Genomic DNA, 24,400 nt, shown 5'->3' with positions numbered 1-24,400 from the left:
ACGATGATCAATTCGCTCATCAGCGACCCGAGGACCGCCCCGACGGACCACCGGCCCGGCGGGCCCCCGCGGCGCCCTGGGAACGAGGACCGCACCCGGAGCCGACGATGAGCGGCGACGGCGCAGGCCCTGGAGTGCCCCGCATCAGCCGCCCCGGCGAACCGCCCGCCCCGGGCCGTCGGATGCCGCCGCCGCAGCGTCCGGCGCCGCCGGTGCATCCCGGTCAGCAGAGTTATCCGGCCGAACCCCGGCCACCACGGCCCGGCCCACCCCCGTCAGGGCACCCGGGACGTCCGGGGCCGCTACCGCCACCGCAGCGCATCCCGCCGCGCGGCATGCCGCCACAGGGCGGAGGCAATCCACGCAGCGGTGAGCTACCGCGGCAACGCCCGGTACGTCCGGGACCGCCGCAGCAGGGCAGGCCGCAGCGGCCGCTTCCGCCGCAGGATCAGGGTCGTCCGGTTCCTGGGCAACCGGGGCATCCACAGCGTCCCGGCGGCCCGGCGCAGCACGGCCGCCCGCCCGGCCGGCCACCGCAGGGCCGACCGGCGCCGGGCCAGCGTCCGCCGCAAGGCAGGCCCGCCCCGCGCGAGGAACAACCGCCCCACCGTCCGCCCACGCAGCCGCAGCCGCAGGTGCGACGGCCCGCGCCGCCCGAACGGGTGGCGCCCCGCACCGAGTCCGGCAGACCGAGCACCAAGGGCATGCCGGTCGTGGTGGCCGAGAAACCCGGCACACGCGAATCGAAGGAAAGCGCCAACGCCCGGCTGCTGCGCGACTCCGGTTCCATCGCCTTCGCCACCCTGATCAGCCGCATCACCGGCTTCGGTAAGCAGCTGTTGCTGCTCACCGTGCTCGGCCCCGCCATCGCCAGTGCCTTCACCTCGGCCAGCCTGATCCCGAACATGATCGCGGAACTGGTGCTCGGCGCCGTGCTGACCGCGATCGTGGTACCGACGCTGGTGCGCGCCGAACAAGAGGACGCCGACGGTGGCGCCGCATTCGTGCGCAGGCTCGTCACCGCCGCCTTCGTGGTGTTGGCGACGGCGGCATTGCTGGCCACCGCGTCCGCGCCGATCCTCGCCACCCATCTGTTCGTCGCCGCCGACGGCGAGGTGAACACCGACCTCACCACCGCGCTGACGTTCCTGCTGGTTCCGGCGATCCTGTTCTACGGCATGTCGGCGCTGTTCACCGCCATCCTGAACACCAGGCAGAACTTCAAACCCGGCGCCTGGGCTCCGGTGTTCAACAACATCGTCGTGCTGGTGACGCTCGGCCTGTACGCGGTGACCCCCGGCGAGATCTCGCTGGACCCGGTGCGGATGGGCGATTCGAAGCTGCTGATCCTCGGCGTCGGCGTCACGCTCGGCGTCGTCACCCAGGCGATGGTGCTGATCCCCGCCATCCGCCGCGAGGGCATCGACCTGCGCCCGCTGTGGGGAGTCGACGAGCGGCTCAAGCAGTTCGGCACCATGGGCGCCGCGATCATCCTCTACGTGCTGATCAGCCAGATCGGCACGATCTTCGCCAACCACATCTCCTCGCAGGCCGACGCGGCCGGTCCGGCGATCTACAACAACGCCTGGGCGCTGCTCCAGCTGCCCTACGGCGTGCTCGGCGTCACCCTGCTCACCGCGATCATGCCGCGGTTGAGCCGCAACGCCGCCAATGACGACACCCCGGCGGTGGTCGACGACCTCTCGGCCGCGACCAGGCTGACGATGATCGCGCTGATCCCCATCGTCGTGTTCCTGACGCTGGCGGGCCCGCAGGTCGGTGACGCGCTGTTCGGCTATGCCCGGTTCGCCGAGGACGCCGAACGCCTCGGCCAGGCGGTCAGCTGGTCGGCCTTCACGCTGATCCCGTACGCGCTGGTGTTGATCCATCTGCGGGTGTTCTACGCCAGGGAGCAGGCCTGGACACCGACCTGGATCATTCTCGGCATCGTCACCGTCAAGATCATCGGCTCCGCACTGGCCCCGGTGCTGGCCAGCAACGGCGATCAGGTGGTGATGGTGCTCGGCGCGGCCACCGGTGTCGGTTTCACCGCGGGCGCCTTCATCGGCGGGTATCTGCTGCACCGCAGCCTCGGCGATCTGCGCATGGCCAACGTCGGGCACACCATCACCAGGGTCGTGCTGTCGTCGGCCGCGGGCGGCGCGGTGATGCTGATCGTGGACAAGGTGCTCGGCCTGCACCGGCTCTCGGACGCGCTGCACGGTCCCGGCTCGTTCATCCGGGTCGCCATCACCTCGCTGGTGATGTTCGGGGTGGCCTTCGGGCTCATGCGCCTGGCGGGCATCCCGGAGATCGTCGCCATCACCGTGGCGATCTCGCGCAAACTCGGCATCACCCCGCCCGCCCCCGATCTGGGCCTGGACGAACCGGTCGAGGACGAATACGCCACCCAGATCCTGCGCAGGCCGGATCCGTACCTGGCCTACTCCCACTACGACCCCATGGACGCACAGACCATGGTGCTGCCCGTTATCCGCTCGAATGCTGTTGACATCACCGGGGTCGGCGAGTTCCCGTACCCTGTTCGGCAGAGAAGCACAAGTGGCGAATTCGCCGGGGTTGCGAAACATCAGGGCGAAGGAGGACCGAGGGTGAGCGACGACGCGGTGGGCGGCGTCCCAGCCGCCGAATCAGCTGCGAACACGGCGGGCGGGCTCTCCACCGACGTTCCGCTCGCCGCGGGGGAGCAGCCCGATTCCGCATCGGCGCACCAGCCGGAGCAGGCCGATCCGCACGAGGTGGATCCGTCCGCCGACGCCGAGCACGCAGACGACCGCACCGAGCGCCATGCGCCGCCACGCGATCCGATGTACGACACCGGCATGCTGCCGGTCATGCCGCCGGTCGGTGGCGGTGACGGCGGCGGCCCGCGGCGTACCCCGCGCGGCCCGAAGCTGATGCCCGGCGCCTCCGTCGCCGGCGGTCGTTACCGGCTGCTGGCCAGCCACGGCGGTGCGCGCGGCCTGAAGTTCTGGCAGGCGCTCGATATCAAGCTCGATCGTGAGGTCGCGCTGACCTTCGTCGACGCCGATCAGAAGGCCGCCGACAACTCCGGACATGATGGCCCGCAGGCGATCCTGTCGCGCACACTGCGCCTGGGCCGGATCAATTCGCCCGGCCTGGCACGCGTGCTCGATGTGGTGCGCGGCAGCTCCGGCGGCATCGTGGTGGCCGAATGGACTCCTGGCCGTTCGCTGCGCGAAATGGCCGATACGGTGCCCTCGCCGATCGGCGCGGCCCGGGCGATCCGGGCGCTGGCCTCGGCCGCCGAGATGGCCCACCGCGGTGGCGGTTCGCTGTCGATCGATCATCCGGATCGGGTGCGCATCAGCGCCTCCGGTGACGCGGTGCTCGCCTTCCCCGGCACGCTCGCCGATTCCGACGCCCAGTCCGATGTGCGTGGTCTCGGAGCCATGCTCTACGCACTGATCACCGCTCGGTGGCCGCTGCGGGCCGGTGGCGTCACCGGTAGTGCGGCCACCGTTGGTGGGCTGCGGCTGGCCGATTTCGGCCCCGATGGCACCCCGGTCGAACCGCGCCAGATCCGCCCGGAGGTGCCGTTCGAGATTTCCGCCGTCGCGGTCCGTTCGCTGGAGCCGAACAAGGGCGTGCGCACCGCCGCGACGGTGCAGCACGTGCTGGAGCAGGCCTCGGTGGTCGATCAGAAGACCGATTTCATTCCGGTGCTGCGGCTCGGCCAGCGTGCCACCGCGCCCGCTGACGAATCCCTCGCCGATCCGGAACTGCTTGCGGCCGAACGGGAGAAGTCGCAGCGGATGATGTGGATCATGGTGGGGCTCGGCATCCTCACCGCGCTCGTGGTCGGCATCATCATCTGGTGGATGGTGAGCATCTTCGCGCCGGGCGCCTCCGATGAGCCACTCAACGAACAGCGCAATATCGGACTCACGACGGCCAATTCCGCTCCCGCCGAACCCGCCGCGACGCCCGGCGCGCCCGCACCGAAGGCCGGCGTGCCGGTCCCGGTGACGGGTGTGTCGGTGTTCTCGCCGGAGGGCACCCCCGACAACGTCAACGGCGTCAGCTCGGTGCTGGACAACAACGCCTCCTCGATGTGGCGCACCGACCAGTACTTCCAGCAGTTCCCGGCGCTGAAGAAGGGCGTGGGCCTGCTGGCGACCCTGCCGAGCCCGGCCAAGCTCACCAATGTCGCGATCAACTCGCCGAGCCCTGGCACCCGGGTGGAGATCCGTACCTCGCCGACGACCTCGCCCACGCTGGATCAGACGCAGTTGATCGGCAGCGCGACCTTGGTCGACGGCGTCACCCAGATCCCGGTTCAGGCCGATCAGGCCGCCCGTTATGTGCTGGTCTGGATCACCGGCCTGGGTAACGCCGACGGCCAGTTCCAGACCTCCATCGCCGACATCCGCTTCGACGCCGCCCGCTGACGCGCGCCCGGAAACTGCTCTCACCAGGCAAAACGCCGTAACATCACGGGCTGGTCGCGGTGCGGGGCAGATCACGGTTCGGTTGCTACCGAATCGTTACCCACGTTATGATTCTGCTCGCGCTCTCAGCAGGGGAGCCTCTCGGGATCAGGCGTTTCGATCCCTGCATGCTGCGATTTCTTCGGTGCCCGGCCAGGCCGGCCGGTCACTCTGATGAGCGCGTCCAAGGGGTTGGCATTGTCGTCGGAATCGAACGCGGGCTTCCGCAGGGGGAGGCCACGAGCCTTCGCGCGGACCGGCTCGCTCGTTCTGGGCGAAGCCACCGACGCCGAACTGCTCCGCGCGCACGCCGGCGGCGCGCCGCACGCCTTCGCCGAACTGCTGCGCAGGCATAACGACCACCTCTGGCAGACCGCGCTGCGCACCTCCTACACCCGCGAGGACGCCGCCGACTCGCTGCAGGACGCGCTGCTGTCGGCGCACCGCACCGCAGGCTCGTTCCGGGCCGAATCCGAGGTGCGCAGCTGGTTGCATGCCATCGTCGTCAACGCCTGCCTGGACCGGATCCGGCGCAACAAGACCAGGCGCGCGTTCTCGCTGACGCCGGAGAACATGCCCGAGCCCATCGAGGAACGCGACGATATCGCGCGGCTGGAAATGTCGATGGTGGTCGACCGTGCCCTGTTCTCGCTGCCGCCGGACCAGCGCACCGCGATCGTGGCCGTCGATCTGGAGGGGTATAGCGTGGCGGATGCGGCGGCGCTGCTCGGCGTTCCGGAAGGCACGATCAAGAGCCGCTGCGCCCGGGCCAGACAACGGCTCGGCGAACGCCTGGAATTTCTGCGGGATCCAGGGAACCGGATGTGACCCTGCTGCGTCAGTAATAGTGACGAACCACGAGACGATGTAACCGCCGCCTGGCATTCGCCCGGCTGCGTGCAAGGTCAAATGTAAGAACACTTGGAGGTGCGATGGCGACCCGATCCGTTCCGCAGCCTCCGTATTCGGCGGAGCTGCTCGCCGACCTGCACGCCGACAACCTCTCGCGCGAACTGAGCGAACAGTTGTGGCCCGCGGTCCACGGCGATCCGGAGGCCCAGCGTTATCTACGGTCACTCGACGAGGTGAGCGCCCAGCTGCGCGCCCTCGGCCGCGACGACCACATCATCCATCCGATGCCCGACGACGTGTCCGCACGCTTGCGGCAGTGGGCCGAGGAACTGGGCCAGGCCGAAACGGACCAGGAACCGACCGCACGGATATCCGAACCGCCGGCCGCCGCCCCGCGCGACGAATACGAATCTACCGGCGCACCAACGACTTCGGTGGTCTCGCTGCATGAGCGCCGCCGACGGCGGATGCGCGTGCTCACCGCAGCCGCGGCAGCCGTCGCGGTGCTCGCCTGTGCGGCGATCGCGATCACCGCCGTGCGCCAGGACAGCACGGTGAGCCCCACCGCGGCACCGACCACCGCCGACGTGGCACCGGGCGAGGATCTCGATTCCACCGTCGCACTCGGCGCGCTCGGCCGGCACGACGTACGCGGCCCGCTCGCCGACTCCACCGAACTCGCCGGATGCGTCGCGGCCGCCGGATACGACCGCAAGGTCCTCGGCTCCTCCGATATCACCTACCGCGGCACGGACGCGGTGCTGATCCTGCTCGCGGGCACCACGCCGGGCCGGATCACCGCCCTCGTCGTCGAGCCCGGCTGCACCGCGAACGAGCCGAGAGTGTTCACCGTCACCGACATCGGATAGCCCGCTCACCCGGGGAACAAGTGCGTTTACCCTGTTGTTGACCGACACGTCCCCTTGATGTCTTTCGGAAGGGCCCCATGAGCACGCCAGTTCGCGACCTGATCATCGTCGGCTCCGGCCCCGCCGGCTACACCGCCGCCGTCTACGCGGCCCGCGCGGAACTACAGCCGCTGCTGTTCGAGGGAACGCAATTCGGCGGCGCTCTGATGACCACCACCGAGGTCGAGAACTTCCCCGGGTTCCGCGACGGCATCATGGGCCCGGATCTGATGGAGCAGATGCGCGATCAGGCCAAGCGTTTCGGCGCCGACATCCGCACCGAAGACGTCGACGCCATCGACCTGAGCGGACCTGTGAAGAAGGTCACCGTCGGCGATGAGACCTTCGAGGCCTACGCCGTCATCCTCGCGATGGGCTCGGCCGCCCGCTACCTCGGCGTCCCCGGTGAGCAGGAACTGCTCGGCCGCGGCGTGAGCGCGTGCGCCACCTGCGACGGCTTCTTCTTCAAGGGCCAGGACATCGTCGTGGTCGGCGGCGGCGATTCGGCCATGGAAGAAGCGACCTTCCTCACCAAGTTCGCCTCCAGCGTCACCGTCGTACATCGGCGCGATGAGTTCCGGGCCTCGCGCATCATGCTCGAGCGCGCCAAGGCCAACGAGAAGATTCGCTTCGTCACCAATGCCGAGGTCGTGAAGGTCAACGGCGACACCAGCGTGACCAGCCTCACCCTGCGCGACACCCGCACCGGCGAAACCTCCGAGCTCGCCGCCACCGGCATGTTCGTCGCGATCGGTCACGACCCGCGCAGCGAACTGGTGCGTGGCCAGGTCGAACTCGACGACGAGGGCTATGTGAAAGTGGCCGATCCGTCCACCGCCACCGCGGTGCCCGGCGTCTTCGCCGCGGGCGACCTGGTCGACCACACCTACCGGCAGGCGATCACCGCCGCGGGCACCGGCTGCCGCGCCGCGATCGACGCCGAACGCTGGCTCGCCGAACAGGGCGATATCACCGCCAACACTCTCGACCACGCCGGACGCCCGGTCGCGGTCTCCGCCAACTGATCCGGCGCACCGCGCATTTCACCTGCTAGAGGAGAACACCCATGTCCGAATCCACCATCACCGTCACCGACGCCACCTTCGCCGATGACGTCCTGCTCAGCGAGAAGCCGGTTCTGGTCGACTTCTGGGCGGACTGGTGCGGCCCGTGCAAAATGGTCGCGCCGGTGCTGGAGGAGATCGCGGGCACCCATGCCGATAAACTGACCGTCGCCAAGCTGGACGTGGACGCCAACCCGGTCACCGCCAAGGATTATCAGATCCTGTCGCTGCCCACTATGATGCTGTTCGCCGGTGGCAAGCCGGTCAAGCAGATCGTCGGGGCCAAGGGCAAAGCCGCCCTGCTGCGCGAACTCGACGGCGTCATCTGAGATCGCGGCGAACTCCGCCGTAAGGCAACGCACACCGGCGACGCGCCGTAGTATGCCCAGACCCGGAATTGCCGAAATCCGGTCCGGGTCTGAGACAATCGACCGATGCTCCGGTTGTGCGAGGGTGTAACCCATCGCATGAGTGGGTACCCGGGCTGACGGAAGGGAAAGGGCTCTCACGCATGCACCGACTTCGTCACGGCGATACCGGTCCAGCCGTCGCAGAGGTTCGGAGCACCCTGGCAAGTCTGGGCTTCCTGCACGAGCACAACGCCGATGGCGACGGTGCGCCCGAGTACTGGAAAGACACCGACGCCACCTTCGATCACCAGCTCGACTCCGCGGTGCGCGCCTTCCAGCAGCATCGCGGACTGCTGGTGGACGGGGTGGTCGGTCCGGCGACGTACCGGGCGCTGAAAGAGGCCTCCTACCGGCTCGGCGCGCGCACGCTGATCTACCAGCTGTCGGCGCCGCTCTACGGCGACGATGTGGCGACGCTGCAGCGCAGGCTGCAAGACCTCGGCTTCTACGTGCACCGGGTGGACGGCTACTTCGGCCCGCACACCCATGACGGCCTGACCGCGTTCCAGCGCGAGATCGGCCTGTCGGCCGACGGCATCTGCGGCCCGGACACGCTGCGTTCGCTGGATCTGCTCGGCGCCAGGGTCACCGGTGGTAATCCGCATCGCATCGCCGAAGAGGAAGTGGTGCACCGCGCGGGCCCGCAGCTGACGGGCAAGCGGATCGTCATCGATCCTGGCCTCGGCGGACCGGACAAGGGCCAGGCCGTGCCGACCGAATTCGGCGACGTCTACGAGTCGGAGATCCTCTGGGATCTGGCCAGCCGGCTGGAGGGCCGGATGGCCGCCACCGGCATGGAGACCTTCCTGTCGCGTCCGTGGGGCGCCAACCCCTCCGACGCGGAACGGGCCGAGACCTCCAACGCCTTCGACGCCGACCTGATGATCTCGCTGCGTTGCGCGAACAACCCGAGCTCCTCGGCCAACGGTGTCGCGGGCTTCTATTTCGGCAATTCGCACGGCTCGGTCTCGATGATCGGGCAGGTGCTGGCCGGCTTCATCCAGCGTGAGGTGGTGGCGCGGACCTCGCTGCAGGACTGCCGTACCCATCAGCGCACCTGGGATCTGCTGCGGCTCACCAAAATGCCGACGGTTCAGGTCGATATCGGGTACCTGACAAACGAATACGACGCCTCGGTGCTCACCAATCCGCGCATGCGCGACGTCATCGCCGAGGCCATCCTGGTGTCGGTGAAGCGGCTCTACCTGCTCGGCCAGGACGACCAGCCGACCGGTACCTACACCTTCGCCGAACTACTCGCCGAAGAGCTCGCCGCGGCCGACCGCGGATAGTCTGCCCAGCTACGAATCTGCCCCGCCGGACCTGTTGCCGGCGGGGCAGATTCGTTATGGCGCTACGGCTCGTGTCAGAGGCTGAGGATGCGCGTCGGCACCGTCATCGACGCGGCCGCGAGCAGCTGATCCAGCGCCCGCTCCACGTCTTCCTTCCAGCCGTGATCGGAGTCGAGTTCCAGCCGCAACCGGGGAAACCGGTGATGCGGGGCGACGACCTCGAAGCCGGCCTCCTCCAGGAAGTCGGCGTCGATCATGCAGGTTTCCGGTGCGCAGCGCGCGGTGGCGCGGCCGGAGGGGCGCAGCCGATCGCGCACCGGGGTCGCGATGCGTTCCATCAGGGTCATCGACCCCATGGTCCGATCCGAGAGCGCGGTGCTGGGCGGATCACCCCTGATACCGAAGACCTCGAGCGCACGGACACCACGGCGCATCAGATCGGTCACCACGGCCTGAATCAGGCGGTAGCCGATATCGGAGTCCTGATGCGGGGGCTCGGCCCGCAGCGTCGTCAGCAGGATGGCATCCGGGCTCACGGGGGAGGTGGGGAACAGGGCCGCGCGCGGTACGGCGCTCGGTGGAGCGTAGAGCGCGCAACCGGCGGCGTTCCCGTCGACGGTGGCGATCTGGCCGCACGAGCCCCATTCCAGCATGACCGTCGACAGCCAGGCTTCCTTCTCGAAGACCGGATCACTGAATTCCTGGGAGTCGGCGGCCACGGCCGGATCGATCTCCCAGAACACACAGCGCCGAGCATGCGCGGGCAGTTGGTCCAGCCCGTCCAGGGTTAGTGCTGTGACGCTGGTCGACACCGCTCTGCTCAGCCTCCAGCTGTCCGATTCATCCACGCTCACGCCGCATCACTGTCTTCTCGCCAGCAAGAATATGCGATCAAGCGAACCCGCCTCATTCCACGTCACTGTGCTGCTCGGTCCGGGGCTCTGTGCGATTTTCGGGCACCGTCACAGTGACGTTTCGGTGCCAGGTCGAGGGTTACGGGTGCACAGGCTCTATTTTTCTTATGTTGCGATGTTGTTCTGCTGCATCAGGCCGACGATGCGCTCGAGATCGTCGACCGAGCCGAACTCGACGACGATCTTCCCCTTGCGCTTGCCCAGACTCACCGTCACCCGGGTGTCGAACGACTCCGAGAGCCGCTCGGCCACATCCTGTAAGCCCGGCGCGTGCATCGGCTTGCGGCGCGGGGCGGGGGGCGCGGCGTTCTCCGGTTCCCGGTTCGCCAGCGTTACCGCTTCCTCGGTCGCACGCACCGACATGCCCTCGGCGACGATTCGGGCCGCGAGCGCCTCTTGCGCGTCGGCGCCGCCTTCCAAACCGAGCAACGCCCGAGCGTGACCCGCGGACAACACACCGGCGGCCACCCGCCGCTGCACCGGCACCGGCAGCTTGAGCAGCCGGATCATATTCGTCACCGCGGAACGGGAGCGGCCGATGCGGTCGGCAAGTTCCTCGTGCGTGACGTCGAACTCCTCGAGCAGCTGCTGATAGGCGGCCGCCTCTTCGAGGGGATTGAGCTGCACGCGATGGATGTTCTCCAGCAGTGCGTCACGCAGCATCGAGCCGTCATCGGTCTCGCGGACAATGGCCGGAATGGCGGTCAGGCCGGCTTCCTGGCAGGCGCGCCAGCGGCGCTCACCCATGACGAGCTGATAGCGCTCGGGGTCGGATTCCAGGCGGCGCACCACGATCGGCTGCATGAGCCCGAACTCGCGAATCGAATGCACGAGCTCGGCCAGCGCGTCTTCCTGGAAGACCTGACGCGGCTGCTTCGGGTTCGGCTCGATGGCGTTGGGCGGGATCTCCCGATAGACGGCGTCACCGGGGGAGTCGAGTTCCGAGGCGGTCGCGGGGGAGTCGGGCACCCGATGCAGGTAGGCGGTGGCGGGCTGGAGCGGGCCGGGATCGACCCCGATGACCACACTCGCGGCCGCATCGCCGAGACCGGTCGACGCCGGTCCGGTCGGGATCAACGCGGCGAGACCGCGTCCCAGACCACCCTTCTTAGCCTGACTCATCGGGCCTACCCCTTTCTCGTTCCACCGCCACAGGTCCGCTCGGCCTGCGTCACTGGGCACCTTCGGTGACCGCCGCGCGTTTCGCCGCCGCGCGTGCCGCCATTTCCCGACCGGCATCAAGGTAGCTCATCGCCCCTCGCGAACCGGGATCGTAATCCAGCACCGTCATGCCGTAGCCGGGCGCCTCCGAGACCTTCACGCTGCGCGGGATGACCGACCGCAGCACCACATCGCCGAAGTGGCCGCGAACCTCCTCGGCGACCTGGTCGGCGAGTTTGGTGCGACCGTCGTACATCGTGAGGATCACGGTGGAGACGTGCAGTTCGGGATTGAGGTGCGACTGGACGAGCCCGATATTGCGGATCAGCTGACCGACACCCTCGAGTGCGTAGTACTCGCACTGAATGGGGATCAACACTTCCTTGGCCGCGACCATCGCGTTGACCGTCAGCAGACCGAGCGACGGCGGGCAGTCGATCATCACGTAGTCGATGTCGTAGCCGGAGATATTGGCTTCCTGGATGGCGGCCTTCAGCCTGCCCTCGCGCGCAACCATGGACACCAATTCGATCTCGGCGCCGGCGAGGTCGATGGTGGCCGGAATGCAGAGCAGCCGTTCACTGTGCGGGCTCTGCTGAATCGCGTCTTTGACCGAGATTTCGCCGATGAGCAGTTCGTAGCTCGACGGCACACCCGAGTGGTGTTCGACCCCGAGCGCAGTGCTGGCATTGCCCTGCGGGTCGAGATCGATCACGAGCACCTTCATCCCCTGATGCGCCAGGGCGGCCGCCAGATTGACCGCGGTGGTCGTCTTGCCGACGCCGCCCTTCTGGTTAGCGATCGTGATGATCCGTTGCTCATGCGGTTTCGGCACTGTCACCTTTCCTGGATGCAGTATCTGACTCGCGCGGTGCGCCTCCGCCGCGATCGGGGTCTCACTGGGGGAGATGTGCCCGAACGGTGTGCTTCCGAAAGTTTCCGGACCGGCATTGCTGGAATCCAGCATGCCCGGAACTCGCGATGTTTCCCGTGAAACATTCGCTGAACCGCTCGACATAGACAGCTCCTAACGCGAGAACTCCAGATCACGTGCCCCGAGAAAACGTCGGCGCCGTGTCTTCAAACAAGCCGTGTCGGATCGAACTTGATGCTCAACCGGGACCGCGGCGCCCGATCGACCGAGCGGAGCTTCTGCCGCTGTGACATCCACATCCCTCCGTGGCACCAACGCTCACGCCCGACGCCCATTAGCTTGCCAGCACCGAGCAGGATAAGAAAGCTGAATCGCGGTGACGCGCGCACGACACGCGGATCCGTGACCATTCGCGTGCGCGGGACCATGTTTCCCGTGAAACATCGACGTCCGGAAACGGTCAGTTGGCCTTCCGGGCGGCCCGCGCCGCCCGACGCGCAGACTTCTCCGGACGCGACTTCGCCGGTCGCTCGGAACGGGGGAGGCGCTCGGCGCTGATGACGAGTGTCGGCGTTTCGACAATGCCCACGCCGCACTCCAGCACCTCAGCCTTACCCGCGCCGGCCCGAGCGAGCGCGTCGGCATCGCGGGCCAGTTCCTCGGCCGCGCTGACACCTTTGAGCGCGAGCATGCGCCCGTGCTCGTGCACGAGGGGGAGAGACCATTGCGCCAGTTTCGCCAGCGGGGCCACCGCACGCGAGGTGACCACGTCCGCGCCGCCGGCCTCGTGAATCACACCCGACTGTTCTGCGCGGCCGCGGACGACGGCCACCTCCAGGTCCGCCTCCTCGATGAACTCACTCAGAAAGATCGTGCGGCGCAACAGCGGTTCCACCAAGGTGATGCGCAGATCAGGTCGGGCGATCGCCAGCGGAATGCCCGGCAGCCCGGCGCCGCTACCGATATCGACGACCGACGCGCCCTCAGCGATCAGCTCTCCGATCACAGCGCAATTCAGAATGTGGCGGTCCCAGAGCCGGGGAACTTCACGCGGACCGATCAAGCCGCGCTCGACGCCGGCGGTCGCCAGGGCGGCACAGTAGCGGCGGGCGAGTTCGAGACGGTCACCGAAGACCGTGGCGGCCACCGCCGGCGGCTCCAGCTCGGCCGGCAACTCGGTCGCTCCGCCGAGATCTCGTTCCACGTGAAACATCCTTCCGAGCGTCATCGAAAATCGGTGCCGGGCACCGTCGGCCAGATATGGCGAAGGGCCCCGGTCCGAAGACCCGAGGCCCTATCCAACCATTGCCCGCCCCGTCAGCGCACGGGGCGTGCCGGTCTATCCGTCAAGCCGGAACGACAACCACGTGCCGGTTGGGTTCCACGCCTTCACTCTCGCTCGCCACACCATCGATGGCGGCGACGGCATCGTGCACGATCTTGCGCTCGAACGGCGTCATCGGAGCCAGCGACTCGGGGGCGCCGGTCTCCTGTACCCGCTTGGCAGCAGCGGTACCGAGCGCGCTCAGCTCCTCCCGACGCTTGGCCCGCCAACCCGCGACATCCAGCATGAGCCGGCTACGCACGCCGGTCGCCTGCTGCACGGCGAGGCGGGTCAGCTCCTGCAACGCGTCGAGCACCTCACCGTTGCGGCCGACGAGCTTCGACAGGTCGCGGCCGCCGTCGATACTCACGACCGCACGGTCGCCCTCGACGTCCAGATCGATGTCGCCGTCGAAGTCGAGCACATCGAGCAACTGCTCCAGGTAGTCGCCCGCGATCTCACCCTCTTCGATCAGCGCTTCCTCGGCATCGGTCACGTCGGCCGCATCGGTGTCGGCATCAACCATCGTCGTTGCCACAGTGGCGTCCCCTCCGTCGCTCTCAACTGTCATGTGATTTCCTTCATCTGCTCGTCGCGGCCACCGGTGTCCGGATGCGCCGCGATCAAGGGGTTGCTCGGCGATCGTGGTCTCCCACGGATCGAATGGGCTCGGCTGAGCGGACTCAGCGGCGGCGTTTCTGGTTGGCCCGGCCGCGGTTGCCCGACTTCTTCTGCCCGCCCGGACGTTTCTGCCCGGGGGCCGGCTTGCTCGACGCCTTTGCCGCCGGCGCCGCCCCGTTGGTGGTGGCGGTGTCGTCGTCGGTCGTCGTCGCGGCCGGCTGCTTCTTCCGGGTATCGACCGGCTTGGCGCCGGGCTTCGGGGCATTCTGCGCGCGCTGCTCGAGCTTGGCCTGCTTCTTGGCTTCTTCTTCCTTGGCCATGCGCCCGAAGACCAGGTGCTGCTGCCCGTAGGTCCAGATGTTGTTGGAGACCCAGTACAGCAGGATGGCGATCGGCAGGAACGGACCACCGACGAGCACGCCGAGCGGGAACACCCACAGCGCCAGCTTGTTCATCAGCGCGGCCTGCGGGTTGGCCGCCGCCTCCGGGGTCTGACGCGCGACCGAAGCGCGGGCGTTGAAGTGGGTGGCGACCGAGGCGATCACCATCAACGGGATCGCGACGGCAGCGATGGAGACCCGGCTCGGAATCCCACCCCAGTCCTCGAAGGCCAGCAGCTCATTGGCCGGGGTGGTGATGAATGCGGAGATCGGGGCACCGAAGATGCGGGCACTCAGGAACGACTGGACGTCGGCCGCGTTGAACACGTAGTTCGGCGTGTTCGCGTTGGTGACCGGATCCATGCCGAGCTGACCGAATCCGTGGCCTGTTCGGTTGAACGAGCGCAGCACGTGGAACAGACCGAGGAACACCGGCACCTGAGCCAGGATCGGCAGGCAGCCCATGAGGGGGTTGAAGCCGTTTTCCTTCTGGAGCTTCTGCATCTCCAGCGCCATCTTCTGGCGGTCGTTCTTGTACTTCTTCTGCAACTCCTTGATCTGGGGCTGCAGCTCCTGCATCTGCTTGGTGGTGCGCACCTGCTTCACGAATGGCTTGTAGAGCACCAACCGCAGCGTGAACACCAGGAACACCACGGCCAGCGCCCAGGTGAGTCCGTTGTCCGCGCCGAAGGCGAACCCGAAGACCCGGTGCCAGAACCAAAGGATCCAGGACACCGGGTAATAAATGAAGTCGAGCACGGCTCTATGCACTCCCGTCGTTCGTATCGCCGACCACCGCGGGCGGTGGTCCTGTACAAGCCTTGGCCTCCGGCTCCGAGTCGGCCGGCGGGGTCGATTCCCGTGACGATTCGGCGGTTGCCTCGTTCCCGTGCTCGGCGCGGCGTTTGCGCTCCGGAACGGGGTCCCACCCACCAGGGTGCCAGGGTGCGCATTTGGCCAGACGCACGACCGTCAGTCCGAGGCCGATGAACAGCCCTCGGGTGCGCAACGCGGTGACCGCGTACTCGCTACAGGTCGGGGTGAAGCGGCAGACCGGCATCCGGGTGGGGGACACATACGTCCGGTAGAGCTCGATCAGGAAGATCAGAATATTGGCCGGCAACCGGACCAGGACCGCGGGCGATCTCATGCCGGTGCACCCGGGTGGACGTCTGAGCGGACGGCCGGGCCGAGGCCGAGTTTGCGGGCCGCGCCGCGCAGCTGACGCAGCAGCTCCGCCGAATCGGCGGTGGCGGCGCCGGGCAGAGCGCGGATGACGATGTCGGCCTCGACGGGAATCTCGGTGCGCATCTCGGCGCAGATATGACGCAGGCGGCGGGCCACCCGGTGACGAATCACCGCGTTGCCCACCGCCTTGCTGACGATCAATCCGAAGCGCGGACCGCCGACGCGAATCAGCACATCCTCGGCCGGTTCGGCGGCGGGATCCACGGCGTGCACGAACGCGTGCACCACCAGATCCCGCCTCCCGGTTCGCTGGCCGCGACGCACCGTCCTGGAGAAGTCGGCACGACGATGCAGCCGATTCGGCTCAGGCAGCACCCGAGAGTCCGGGGGCGAGTGAGCGATCAGGGACGAGGAGCGCAGCGTTCGGCGAAACGGGCATCCGACACCGAATCCGGGAGGTGGATCAGGCCGTCAGGCTGGCGCGGCCCTTACGGCGACGCGCGGAAACGATGGCGCGGCCCGCACGGGTCCGCATCCGGAGGCGGAAGCCGTGAACCCGCGCCCGACGACGGTTGTTCGGCTGGAACGTCCGCTTGCCCTTGGCCACGGTCAACACTCCTCGAGTTGGTGGGCGCCTGTCGCGCCCGAAGCTTTTCGGTGATTCGTTCGTCCTCGACGTGCGGCGATCCTGGCGAACAGTCAGCACAGGACAGCCACCGCACCGAGGGGTGACTGTACGAGGGTACTCAGCGGCTACGAGCGGGTCAAACTCGCCCATATCAGGGGTGTGCGGGCGTGAGCTCGTCCACACCCCTGATCGGCCCGCCCCGGTGACCACCGGGGGTGTAGCCGGACGATTGCCGGCAGCACCGCAGGTCGGGGCGTCGCGGCCGGTCAACGCGGCCGTGCTCCCCAATCCCCAGGAGTTCTCCACATCTGTGGATAATTGTGTGGAAAGACCCCGTGAGTGGCATATTCGTTAAGCCGACGGTGCCGCGCCGCCATCCGGAATCCGCGAACGCGGGATGCGTGGCGAACCGGTCACGGATCTGCGCGGGATCGGATCGAACCACCACGGTAGACGTCTTGCGTACCCCGGCCGTCTGCTCCCATCGACCAATTTCCGGGGAGGACACTGCATGGACGACGAGCAGAACGTGTTGGCCACCGTCTGGCCGGAGGTGGTGGCCGAACTCACCACCGGCTCTCCCGATGGTGCCATCCCGTCGGTCTCGCGCGCACAGCAGGCGTGGTTGAAGCTCGTCAAGCCGCTGACCGTCGCGCAGGGATTCGCGCTGCTCTCGGTGCCGTCGTCGCTCGCCCAGGAGGCGATCGAGCGTGATCTGCGCGAGCCGATCCTGCGTTCGCTCGCCCGCAGGCTCGGTCCGCAGGTGGAGGGTCTCGGAGTGCGTATCGCCGCGCCGACCACACCGGGAGCCGAACGTCCGAGCGCCCCGCCCAGGCACGCCAGGATGACCAGCAGGCCGGAACGCCCGCGTGAGCCGGTCCGCAGGCCCGAGTACCCGGGCGCGGAGTCCGCGGGCCGCGGCGAGTTCAGTCCGCCGCGCTACGCCGCGGGCAACGAGTACGCCCCCGACTATCCGAGCGCCGACTACGCGGGCGGACGCAACTACCCGCCGGGCCAGGATTATCCACAGGGTCAGGATTTCGACCGCTCCGATAGCTACGCCCGTGCCGACGGATTCGCCGAGGGCGGCGGCTACGGCGCCGACGATAGCTACGAGCAGCGTGACAACTTCGACCAGCGCGATGGTCGCGACAGCTACGGCAGGCCCGAGTTCGCCCGCGGACCGGAATTCGCCGAGTCCAGCGAACGCCGGTCCGAGCAGGATTACCGTCCCGCGCCCGACTATCGCGAGGGCGAGTACAACCCGCGCGGCGACTACCCGGCATCCGAGGCCGAACGCGAGGCCGAGGGCCGCGCCGACAATGCTCCGGCGCCGCGCCGCGAGCCGGCCACACCGCGCCGCGAGTCGGTGCCGCCGGGACAAGAGTCCCTGTTCACGCCCGAGCCCGCGCCCCGGGCCCCGATCCAGGCCCGCGACCCCGGCCCCACCGAGGAACCCGCGCCCGCCGCCGCGCGTGAGACGATCCGCGAGGCCGGACCCGATCCCGCTCGGGAGCCGCTGCGCGATTCGGTGCGCGAGCCCGCCGGTGACGGGACGCGCCCCGATCACGACGACGAACCCGTGGTCAATGTGCGCGATTCCTGGCCCACCTACTTCGCCAAATCGCAGGAGTCGCAGGCACCGCAGTCCTCCTCGGCGAGCCTGAACGCCAAGTACACCTTCGAGACCTTCGTCATCGGCGCGTCCAACCGTTTCGCGCACGCCGCGGCGGTCGCCATCGCCGAGGCGCCGGCGCGCGCCTACAACCCGCTGTTCGTCTGGGGTGCCTCCGGCCTCGGCAAGACCCATCTGCTGCACGCGGCCGGGCACTACGCCCAGCGGCTGTTCCCCGGGATGCGGGTCAAGTACGTCTCCACCGAGGAATTCACCAACGACTTCATCAACAGCCTGCGCGACGACCGCAAGGTGGCGTTCAAGCGCCGCTACCGCGAGACCGACATCCTGTTGGTCGACGACATCCAGTTCATCGAGGGCAAGGAAGGTATCCAGGAGGAGTTCTTCCACACCTTCAACACCCTGCACAACGCCAACAAGCAGATCGTGGTGTCCTCGGATCGCCCGCCCAAGCAGCTCGCCACGCTGGAAGAACGGCTGCGGACCCGGTTCGAGTGGGGCCTGATCACCGATGTGCAGCCGCCGGAGCTGGAGACCCGGATCGCGATCCTGCGCAAGAAGGCCAGGATGGACCGGCTCGATGTGCCGCATGACGTGCTCGAACTCATCGCCAGCCGGGTCGAGCGCAATATCCGTGAGCTCGAGGGCGCGCTGATCCGGGTGACGGCCTTCGCCTCGCTCAACGGTCAACCGCTGGATCTGCCACTGGCCGAGGTGGTGCTGCGGGATCTGATGCCCGACACCGCCGCGCTCGAGATCACCGCGGCCACGATCATGGCCGTCACCGCGGAGTACTTCAACACCACGCTCGAGGAGCTGACCGGCCCCGGTAAGGCCCGCCCGCTCGCGCAGGCGCGCCAGATCGCGATGTATCTGTGCCGTGAGCTCACCGACCTGTCGTTGCCGAAGATCGGGCAGGCGTTCGGCCGCGATCACACCACGGTCATGTACGCGGAGAAGAAGGTCCGCAAGGAGATGACCGAACGGCGCCGGGTCTACGACCAGGTCCAAGAACTCACAGCCCGCATCAAACAGCGTTCGCGCTGATCGCCGTACACACCCTGTGAAAGTCCCTGACCTGGGTTGACGCATGCCCGAGGGCTGTGGATTCCTCGAGGAATTCCTGTGGAGTCCTCGAGGAATCCACCGTTTGTGCACCGTTTTACCCACAGGCAGCCGGGACGGGCGTCGCGGATCTACGCACAGGCAGTTGTCCACAGCGTCCACAGGGTGGTGCGTGCACAGGCGCTGAGCGGGCGATGTCCGAAGTTGTGCCTGTGGAATCCTCGAGGAAACCGTGTGGAGTCCTCGAGGATTCCACCGGTTGTCCACGCTGTGGTGCACATGTGTGAACAACCGGGTGAATCCGGTGGAACAACTCGAGGATCAGCGGTGGATGAACGTGGGACAGATTCCGTGCCTCCACAGATGCCCCACGTTCATCCTCGAGACACTCCACGCTCATCCCCATGCCACCACGCCCTGTGACCTGCGCAGACGGGCGATTTCCCCAGAATCCACAGGGCCTATTACTACTTCGGTTCTTCTTCAAATAGATCTCTCTTGAAAACAGGCTGTGTGGAAAGTCGGTCGGGCAGGCTCGGCTCGGCGATGGGGTCCCGGACAACAGGCAAGGAAGAGACGGGCGCACCGCGCGAACGGGACCGCGGAGGAACCGAGCCGGATCACCGATAGCCGAGCCGGAGCCGCGAGCGAGCGGGACGGGACCGGAGGGTCGGACCCGGGTGCCGGGTCGCACGCGGTACCGTTTGGTTGTCGGTCGTCTGTGCCACACTTTCGAAGGCGGCCGCGACAGCACGTCTTTCGAGAACCAACGCTGACCAGCCGTCAGGGGTCGGACGACATCGTTCGATCACTGCTAGACCACGGAACCGGGAGAGGACAGATCGGGCGATGGAGCTTTCGAGCATGAAGTTTCGGGTCGCCCGTGAGGATTTCGCGGAATCGGTCGCCTGGGTGGCACGCAGCCTTCCGTCCCGGCCCCCGGTGCCGGTGCTCGGTGGTGTGCTGCTGGTAGCCGACGAAGACGGGCTCACGGTTTCCGGCTTCGACTACGAGGTCTCCGCACAGATGCGGGTCGCGGCCGAGGTCGCAGGTCCCGGCCAGGTGCTCGTCTCCGGGCGGCTGCTCGCCGATATCACCAAGGCGCTGTCCAACAAGCCGGTGGATGTCTCCGTCGACGGCACCCGCGTGCTGATCAGCTGCGGCAGCGCCAAGTTCTCCCTGCCCACCATGCCGGTCGAGGACTATCCACAGCTTCCCGAGGTGCCGCAGCAGAGCGGTGAACTCAATGCCGACGTCTTCGCCGAGGCGGTCGGTCAGGTGGCCGTCGCCGCAGGCCGCGACGACACGCTGCCGATGCTCACCGGCATCCGCGTCGAGATCGAGGGCCCGCATGTGGTCCTCGCCGCCACCGACCGCTTCCGGCTGGCGGTGCGCCACATCGAATGGCAGCCCGCACGGCCCGATATCGAGACCGCGGTGCTCATCCCCGCCCGCACCCTGTCGGAGTCGGCGAAGACACTCGGCGCCACCGACGCGCCGGTGCAGCTGTCGCTCGGTACCGGGGCCGGGGCCGACGGCCTGCTCGGCATCGTCAACGCGGGCCGGCGCACCACCACCCGCCTGCTGGACGCCGAATTCCCCAAGTTCCGTCAGCTGCTCCCCAAGGAGCACACCTCCATCGCGACGCTGCCGGTCGCCACTCTCACCGATGCGATCAAGCGCGTGGCCCTGGTGGCCGAGCGCGGCGCCCAGGTGCGGCTGGAGTTCTCCGGTGAGGGCCTGTTGCTGTCGGCCGGCGGTGACGACGCGGGCCGCGCCGAGGAGTGGCTGGAGGCCGATTTCCGCGGCGAGCCGCTGACCATCGCCTTCAATCCCGGTTACCTCATCGACGGGCTGTCCGCGCTGCATTCGGATCGGGTCACCTTCGGCTTCACCACCCCGAGCCGTCCCGCGGTGCTGCTGCCTGCCTCCGAGGAAGAGCCGCAGCCGTTGGATTCCGGTTCCTTCGCGGCCCTGGACAGCGCCTACATCTACCTGCTGATGCCGGTCCGGCTCCCGGGCTGAGGCCGGGTGTGACCGTCGGGTGCGAGCAGGATCCGAAACCGGCAGTGCGGTACGTCATTTCGGTGCGGCACATCCTCACCGAAACGGAAACCGGTGTGGCACAAGAAAAGTTGTCCACAGTTGTGGATACAACTGTGACATCTCGTTCGGCGAGCTGAGCGCATGTTCATCCGAGCGCTGACGGTGCGTGACTTCCGGTCCTGGGAGCACGCGGACATCGAGTTATCCACAGGCGGAACGGTTTTCCTGGGGGCCAACGGCAACGGCAAGACCAATCTGCTCGAGGCCGTCGGCTATCTGTCCACCCTCGGCTCCCATCGGGTCGCCGCCGAGGCACCATTGCTGCGGATGGGCACCGAGCGGGCCAGGATCGGCGCGACGGTGGTCAACACCGGTCGTGAGCTGCGCATCGACGTCGAACTCAATCAGGGTTCGGCCAACCGCGCGCAGATCAACCGGTCGCCGGTGCGCAGGCCGCGTGAGATCCTCGGGATCCTGCACACGGTGTTGTTCGCGCCGGAGGATCTGGCACTGGTGCGGGGCGATCCGGGGGAGCGGCGCCGGTTCCTCGACGAGTTGTGCACAGCCAGACTGCCGCGGTTGGCGGCGGTGCGGGCCGATTACGACCGGGTGCTGCGGCAGCGGTCGGCGCTGTTGAAGAGCGCGGGCAGGCAAGCCCGTTCCCGTGCCGATCTGAGCACCCTCGACGTGTGGGACGGTCATCTGGCCGCGCACGCCTCGGTGCTGCTGGCCGAGCGATTACGGCTGGTCCATGAGCTGTCGCCGCATCTGGCGGCCTCGTACGCCGCCATCGCCCCGGAATCGCGGCCCGCGGCCATCGGCTACCGCAGCGCCGCACTACCGGTGGAATTGCTCGATCCCGCGCGGGCACCCGAGCCGGGCGACGCCGCCGCACTGGAGGCGATCCTGCTGCGCGAACTCGCCGCGGCTCGCCCCCGTGAACTGGAGCGAGGGGTCTGCCTGGTGGGCCCGCATCGCGACGATCTCGAGCTCATGCTCGGCGACGCGCCGGCCAAAGGTTTCGCCAGCCACGGCGAGTCCTGGTCGTTCGCGCTGGCCCTTCGGCTCGCCTCGTTCGAGCTGTTGCGCGCGGGCGGTACCGACCCGGTGCTGCTGCTCGACGACGTCTTCGCCGAGCTCGACAGGCGCAGGCGCACCGCCCTCGCCGCGGTGGCGGCCGGCGCCGAACAGGTGCTGATCACCGCGGCGGTGGCCGAGGACGTCCCGGCGGAGCTGTCGGCAGCGACGCTGCGGGTGGAGACTTCCGGCGATGCCGAGCGCCGCACCTCCCGGATCGTCCGCAGCGTCGACTCCTCGGCCGCAGGCTGATCGATGCGTCCGGAACCGCTCGTCGTCCCGGTGCGCGGGGAGGCGCTGCCGTACAGTTCTCTCGTGCGTCCAGCGCTGCCTGCCTGGTCACGGGCATCGATCCCACGTTGTCAACAGCCTGTGGATAACTCGGTATCGTCGGAGAGCTCGCCGATGGGCCGCAGCTCGACAGCGACCGCCGGGCAACGGCCGCATTGGCCTCGGAAATGGCCTTCTACCTGCTGGTATGCCGGTAGGAGTCGGCAGGTCGCGGTACCCGGCCGCCTCGGAACGGCCTGGTACACACAGCGTGTCGGAGCCTGGGGACAACTCGCCAGAGCTGGGGACAACTCGACGAATCGAACGGAGCGGCGATGACCGATCGAGCCGAACCGCCGGGCGGCCGGAGCCCGGACGCGGAACCGGAATTGCGCGGGATCGACCTGGCTCGCCGAGCCCTCGAAGAGGCCCGCGCTGCCGCCAAGGCCAGCGGCAAATCGGTGGGCCAGGGTCGTTCTTCCCCGCGGCGGAGCCTGCGGACCGGTGCCCGCCGCCGCAGTGGATGGTCCGGTCCTCGGCCGGACGACCGTGATCCACAGATGCTGTCCAAGCTGGCCGGTTCGATCGCCAAGAGTCGAGGCTGGTCGACGAAGGTGGCCGAGGGCATGGTGTTCGGCCGATGGTCCGGTGTGGTCGGTGAGGACATCGCGAGCCATGCGACGCCGGTCAAGCTGGAGAACGGGGTGCTGAGCATCGCGGCCGAATCCACCGCGTGGGCCACTCAGTTGCGCATGTTGCAGTCGCAGATCCTGGCCAAGATCAATGCCGCCGTCGGGCAGGGCGTGGTGACGTCGGTGAAGATTTCCGGTCCGGCCGCACCGAGCTGGCGCAAGGGGGAACGCCATATCAAGGGCCGCGGACCTCGCGATACCTACGGCTGAGCCGTTCCTTTGTGTGGTACCCGGTGTTACATTGATCCGAATTGCCGGTCCCGGGTCGTGCTGGCGCCGCGAACTGCGGTTTCACGTGGAACAGCGCGGCGATCCGGGCCGCCGGCCCGCGCCACTCGTCGAAAGTTGTCACCGATGACCGTCGTTACCGAGCCGTTTCCCACGTTGCCGACCCGCACGGTCCGGCGCGGCGATATCGAACTCGCCGTCTTCGAATGCGGAAACACCGACGGGCCCGCGATCATCCTGGTGCACGGCTGGCCGGATACGCACACCCTGTGGAACGGTGTCGCCACCCTGCTCGCCGACCGATTCCGGGTGATCGCCTTCGACAATCGCGGAGCGGGAGCCAGTACCGTCCCGGCCGAGGTGGCCGCCTACCGGATCGAAGAGCTGGCCGCCGACGTGCGCGCGGTCGCCGAGGCCGTGGCGCCCGGTGAGCGAGTGCACGTGCTCGGTCATGACTGGGGTTCGGTGATCGGCTGGGAACTGGCCTCGATGCCCGATGCGGTCGGCGCGATCGCCTCCTTCACCTCGGTCTCCGGCCCCAACCTCGACTTCCTCGGTGCCTACCTGCGCGGGCCCTTCTCCCTCGCCCGGCTGCGCAATTCCCTCGCCCAGGGCGTGGCCTCGGCTTATACCGTCGCTTTCCAGATCCCCGGACTGCCCAACCCGGTATTGCGCGGTTTGTCCGGTCGCTGGCCGCGATTCCTGTCGTTCTTCGACGGCATCGACCCCGCCCTGGTGCGGCCTGCGCCCACCCTGCGCGCCGACATGATCAACGGCCTCGAGCTCTACCGCGCCAATATCCGGCCGAGGCTCGGCAACCCGCGGCCGCGCCCGATCGACGTTCCGGTCCAGGTGATCGTCGCGACAGGCGACCGCGCGGTGCGCCCGGTGGTGCATCTCGAAGCGGATAATTGGGTGCGGGACCTGACGATGCGCCAGATTCCGGCCAGGCATTGGTCGCCGCTGTCGCATCCGGCGGATCTGGCCCGGCTCACCGCGGAATTCGTGGCCCGCGGCACCGAAAGCTGACCGGCGGGAGCGATCCGGGCGCACGCGGAACGAGACGAGTCGCAACACAACTCTCACGCCAACCCTGATGGATCGAAACCGCCGGGCGGCGGATCGGACCCACCGTGATCCGATTTCTCGCATTCTCGTAGCCGTCAGGGGTGTCGTAGGTGCACTGTAGTTTGGGCGTACCAGTAGGATGGTGACGTAACTAGCGGCGATACCTTCGGCGCGTTCCGCACAGCCCGCGCGGTGGACCGTGAATCTCGACCAGCTCAGAATCCGGCCCC

General features: G+C 68.0%; 20 protein-coding genes. 11 read left to right on the top strand and 9 right to left on the bottom strand.

Features of this window, described 5'->3' with window-relative positions; translation table 11 throughout:
• Nucleotides 1-704 precede the first annotated feature (704 nt).
• The 6 genes from AC5W7N_RS04835 (at nt 705) to AC5W7N_RS04810 (ending at nt 8,998) form a co-directional block, all read left to right on the top strand.
• Complete coding sequence (locus AC5W7N_RS04835; RefSeq protein WP_228806197.1) at nt 705-4,433, top strand: murein biosynthesis integral membrane protein MurJ; 3,729 nt, start codon at nt 705-707, stop codon at nt 4,431-4,433.
• Nucleotides 4,434-4,646: 213 nt separating this feature from the next.
• Complete coding sequence (gene sigM / locus AC5W7N_RS04830; RefSeq protein WP_228806193.1) at nt 4,647-5,300, top strand: RNA polymerase sigma factor SigM; 654 nt, start codon at nt 4,647-4,649, stop codon at nt 5,298-5,300.
• Nucleotides 5,301-5,404: 104 nt separating this feature from the next.
• Nucleotides 5,405-6,193 carry an RsmA family anti-sigma factor gene (locus AC5W7N_RS04825; RefSeq protein ID WP_194989995.1) on the top strand — a complete coding sequence of 263 codons (789 nt, stop codon included), beginning with the start codon at nt 5,405-5,407 and terminating at the stop codon, nt 6,191-6,193.
• 77 nt (nt 6,194-6,270) lie between these two features.
• Nucleotides 6,271-7,257 (top strand): thioredoxin-disulfide reductase, encoded by a 987-nt coding sequence (trxB, locus tag AC5W7N_RS04820; protein WP_163813353.1) that lies wholly within the window; start codon nt 6,271-6,273, stop codon nt 7,255-7,257.
• Nucleotides 7,258-7,298: 41 nt separating this feature from the next.
• Nucleotides 7,299-7,625, top strand: coding sequence for a thioredoxin (gene trxA / locus AC5W7N_RS04815; protein WP_014353750.1), 327 nt, complete (start codon nt 7,299-7,301; stop codon nt 7,623-7,625).
• 182 nt (nt 7,626-7,807) lie between these two features.
• Complete coding sequence (locus AC5W7N_RS04810; RefSeq protein ID WP_195020347.1) at nt 7,808-8,998, top strand: N-acetylmuramoyl-L-alanine amidase; 1,191 nt, start codon at nt 7,808-7,810, stop codon at nt 8,996-8,998.
• A 74-nt stretch (nt 8,999-9,072) separates the two neighbouring features.
• Here the strand turns inward: AC5W7N_RS04810 and AC5W7N_RS04805 are convergent, their stop codons facing one another.
• From AC5W7N_RS04805 to rpmH, 9 genes are all read right to left on the bottom strand, one after another.
• Nucleotides 9,073-9,810, bottom strand: coding sequence for a GNAT family N-acetyltransferase (locus tag AC5W7N_RS04805; RefSeq protein WP_163813444.1), 738 nt, complete (start codon nt 9,808-9,810; stop codon nt 9,073-9,075).
• Between the two features lie 207 nt (nt 9,811-10,017).
• Complete coding sequence (locus AC5W7N_RS04800) at nt 10,018-11,034, bottom strand: ParB/RepB/Spo0J family partition protein (RefSeq protein WP_495923330.1); 1,017 nt, start codon at nt 11,032-11,034, stop codon at nt 10,018-10,020.
• 49 nt (nt 11,035-11,083) lie between these two features.
• The gene (locus AC5W7N_RS04795; protein ID WP_228806198.1) at nt 11,084-12,040 is read right to left on the bottom strand and encodes a ParA family protein; all 957 of its coding nucleotides are present in this window, start codon (nt 12,038-12,040) and stop codon (nt 11,084-11,086) included.
• A 367-nt stretch (nt 12,041-12,407) separates the two neighbouring features.
• Nucleotides 12,408-13,160 carry a 16S rRNA (guanine(527)-N(7))-methyltransferase RsmG gene (gene rsmG / locus AC5W7N_RS04790; protein ID WP_194990000.1) on the bottom strand — a complete coding sequence of 251 codons (753 nt, stop codon included), beginning with the start codon at nt 13,158-13,160 and terminating at the stop codon, nt 12,408-12,410.
• A gap of 133 nt (nt 13,161-13,293) precedes the next feature.
• Entirely contained in the window at nt 13,294-13,797 is a 504-nt protein-coding gene (locus AC5W7N_RS04785; RefSeq protein ID WP_085996137.1) for a Jag family protein, read from the bottom strand.
• A gap of 157 nt (nt 13,798-13,954) precedes the next feature.
• The gene (yidC, locus tag AC5W7N_RS04780; protein WP_163813348.1) at nt 13,955-15,031 is read right to left on the bottom strand and encodes a membrane protein insertase YidC; all 1,077 of its coding nucleotides are present in this window, start codon (nt 15,029-15,031) and stop codon (nt 13,955-13,957) included.
• 4 nt (nt 15,032-15,035) lie between these two features.
• Nucleotides 15,036-15,422 (bottom strand): membrane protein insertion efficiency factor YidD, encoded by a 387-nt coding sequence (gene yidD, locus AC5W7N_RS04775; protein ID WP_163813347.1) that lies wholly within the window; start codon nt 15,420-15,422, stop codon nt 15,036-15,038.
• The gene (gene rnpA, locus AC5W7N_RS04770) at nt 15,419-15,835 is read right to left on the bottom strand and encodes a ribonuclease P protein component (RefSeq protein WP_163813346.1); all 417 of its coding nucleotides are present in this window, start codon (nt 15,833-15,835) and stop codon (nt 15,419-15,421) included. The genes yidD and rnpA overlap by 4 nt, the downstream gene beginning before the upstream one ends.
• A gap of 88 nt (nt 15,836-15,923) precedes the next feature.
• Nucleotides 15,924-16,067 (bottom strand): 50S ribosomal protein L34, encoded by a 144-nt coding sequence (gene rpmH / locus AC5W7N_RS04765; RefSeq protein ID WP_006550910.1) that lies wholly within the window; start codon nt 16,065-16,067, stop codon nt 15,924-15,926.
• A gap of 532 nt (nt 16,068-16,599) precedes the next feature.
• On the opposite strand from rpmH, the gene dnaA reads away from it, so the two are divergent.
• From dnaA to AC5W7N_RS04740, 5 genes are all read left to right on the top strand, one after another.
• The gene (gene dnaA, locus AC5W7N_RS04760; RefSeq protein ID WP_194989998.1) at nt 16,600-18,771 is read left to right on the top strand and encodes a chromosomal replication initiator protein DnaA; all 2,172 of its coding nucleotides are present in this window, start codon (nt 16,600-16,602) and stop codon (nt 18,769-18,771) included.
• 867 nt (nt 18,772-19,638) lie between these two features.
• Nucleotides 19,639-20,814 carry a DNA polymerase III subunit beta gene (gene dnaN / locus AC5W7N_RS04755; RefSeq protein ID WP_163813344.1) on the top strand — a complete coding sequence of 392 codons (1,176 nt, stop codon included), beginning with the start codon at nt 19,639-19,641 and terminating at the stop codon, nt 20,812-20,814.
• A 162-nt stretch (nt 20,815-20,976) separates the two neighbouring features.
• Nucleotides 20,977-22,164 (top strand): DNA replication/repair protein RecF, encoded by a 1,188-nt coding sequence (gene recF, locus AC5W7N_RS04750; RefSeq protein WP_195006879.1) that lies wholly within the window; start codon nt 20,977-20,979, stop codon nt 22,162-22,164.
• A 353-nt stretch (nt 22,165-22,517) separates the two neighbouring features.
• Nucleotides 22,518-23,084: a DUF721 family protein gene (locus tag AC5W7N_RS04745; RefSeq protein ID WP_163813342.1), complete on the top strand. Its 567-nt coding sequence runs from the start codon at nt 22,518-22,520 to the stop codon at nt 23,082-23,084.
• Between the two features lie 144 nt (nt 23,085-23,228).
• The gene (locus AC5W7N_RS04740; RefSeq protein ID WP_490724312.1) at nt 23,229-24,131 is read left to right on the top strand and encodes an alpha/beta fold hydrolase; all 903 of its coding nucleotides are present in this window, start codon (nt 23,229-23,231) and stop codon (nt 24,129-24,131) included.
• Nucleotides 24,132-24,400 lie beyond the last annotated feature (269 nt).

This window comes from Nocardia sp. CDC519, from assembly GCF_059509835.1.
Note: the sequence above shows the minus strand (reverse complement) of the source record. Positions and strands in the feature narration are given on the sequence as shown.

What these genes read in the sequence shown, in the direction of transcription:
- AC5W7N_RS04835 (WP_228806197.1), top strand. Translation starts at nt 705, where the DNA reads ATGCCGGTCGTGGTGGCCGAGAAACCCGGCACACGCGAATCGAAGGAA.
- trxB (WP_163813353.1), top strand. Translation starts at nt 6,271, where the DNA reads ATGAGCACGCCAGTTCGCGACCTGATCATCGTCGGCTCCGGCCCCGCC.
- yidD (WP_163813347.1), bottom strand. Translation starts at nt 15,422, where the DNA reads ATGAGATCGCCCGCGGTCCTGGTCCGGTTGCCGGCCAATATTCTGATC.
- sigM (WP_228806193.1), top strand. Translation starts at nt 4,647, where the DNA reads ATGAGCGCGTCCAAGGGGTTGGCATTGTCGTCGGAATCGAACGCGGGC.
- AC5W7N_RS04740 (WP_490724312.1), top strand. Translation starts at nt 23,229, where the DNA reads ATGACCGTCGTTACCGAGCCGTTTCCCACGTTGCCGACCCGCACGGTC.
- rsmG (WP_194990000.1), bottom strand. Translation starts at nt 13,160, where the DNA reads ATGTTTCACGTGGAACGAGATCTCGGCGGAGCGACCGAGTTGCCGGCC.
- AC5W7N_RS04810 (WP_195020347.1), top strand. Translation starts at nt 7,808, where the DNA reads ATGCACCGACTTCGTCACGGCGATACCGGTCCAGCCGTCGCAGAGGTT.
- AC5W7N_RS04795 (WP_228806198.1), bottom strand. Translation starts at nt 12,040, where the DNA reads ATGCTGGATTCCAGCAATGCCGGTCCGGAAACTTTCGGAAGCACACCG.
- AC5W7N_RS04785 (WP_085996137.1), bottom strand. Translation starts at nt 13,797, where the DNA reads ATGGTTGATGCCGACACCGATGCGGCCGACGTGACCGATGCCGAGGAA.
- AC5W7N_RS04745 (WP_163813342.1), top strand. Translation starts at nt 22,518, where the DNA reads ATGACCGATCGAGCCGAACCGCCGGGCGGCCGGAGCCCGGACGCGGAA.
- AC5W7N_RS04825 (WP_194989995.1), top strand. Translation starts at nt 5,405, where the DNA reads ATGGCGACCCGATCCGTTCCGCAGCCTCCGTATTCGGCGGAGCTGCTC.
- dnaA (WP_194989998.1), top strand. Translation starts at nt 16,600, where the DNA reads ATGGACGACGAGCAGAACGTGTTGGCCACCGTCTGGCCGGAGGTGGTG.
- AC5W7N_RS04800 (WP_495923330.1), bottom strand. Translation starts at nt 11,034, where the DNA reads ATGAGTCAGGCTAAGAAGGGTGGTCTGGGACGCGGTCTCGCCGCGTTG.
- trxA (WP_014353750.1), top strand. Translation starts at nt 7,299, where the DNA reads ATGTCCGAATCCACCATCACCGTCACCGACGCCACCTTCGCCGATGAC.
- dnaN (WP_163813344.1), top strand. Translation starts at nt 19,639, where the DNA reads ATGGAGCTTTCGAGCATGAAGTTTCGGGTCGCCCGTGAGGATTTCGCG.
- recF (WP_195006879.1), top strand. Translation starts at nt 20,977, where the DNA reads ATGTTCATCCGAGCGCTGACGGTGCGTGACTTCCGGTCCTGGGAGCAC.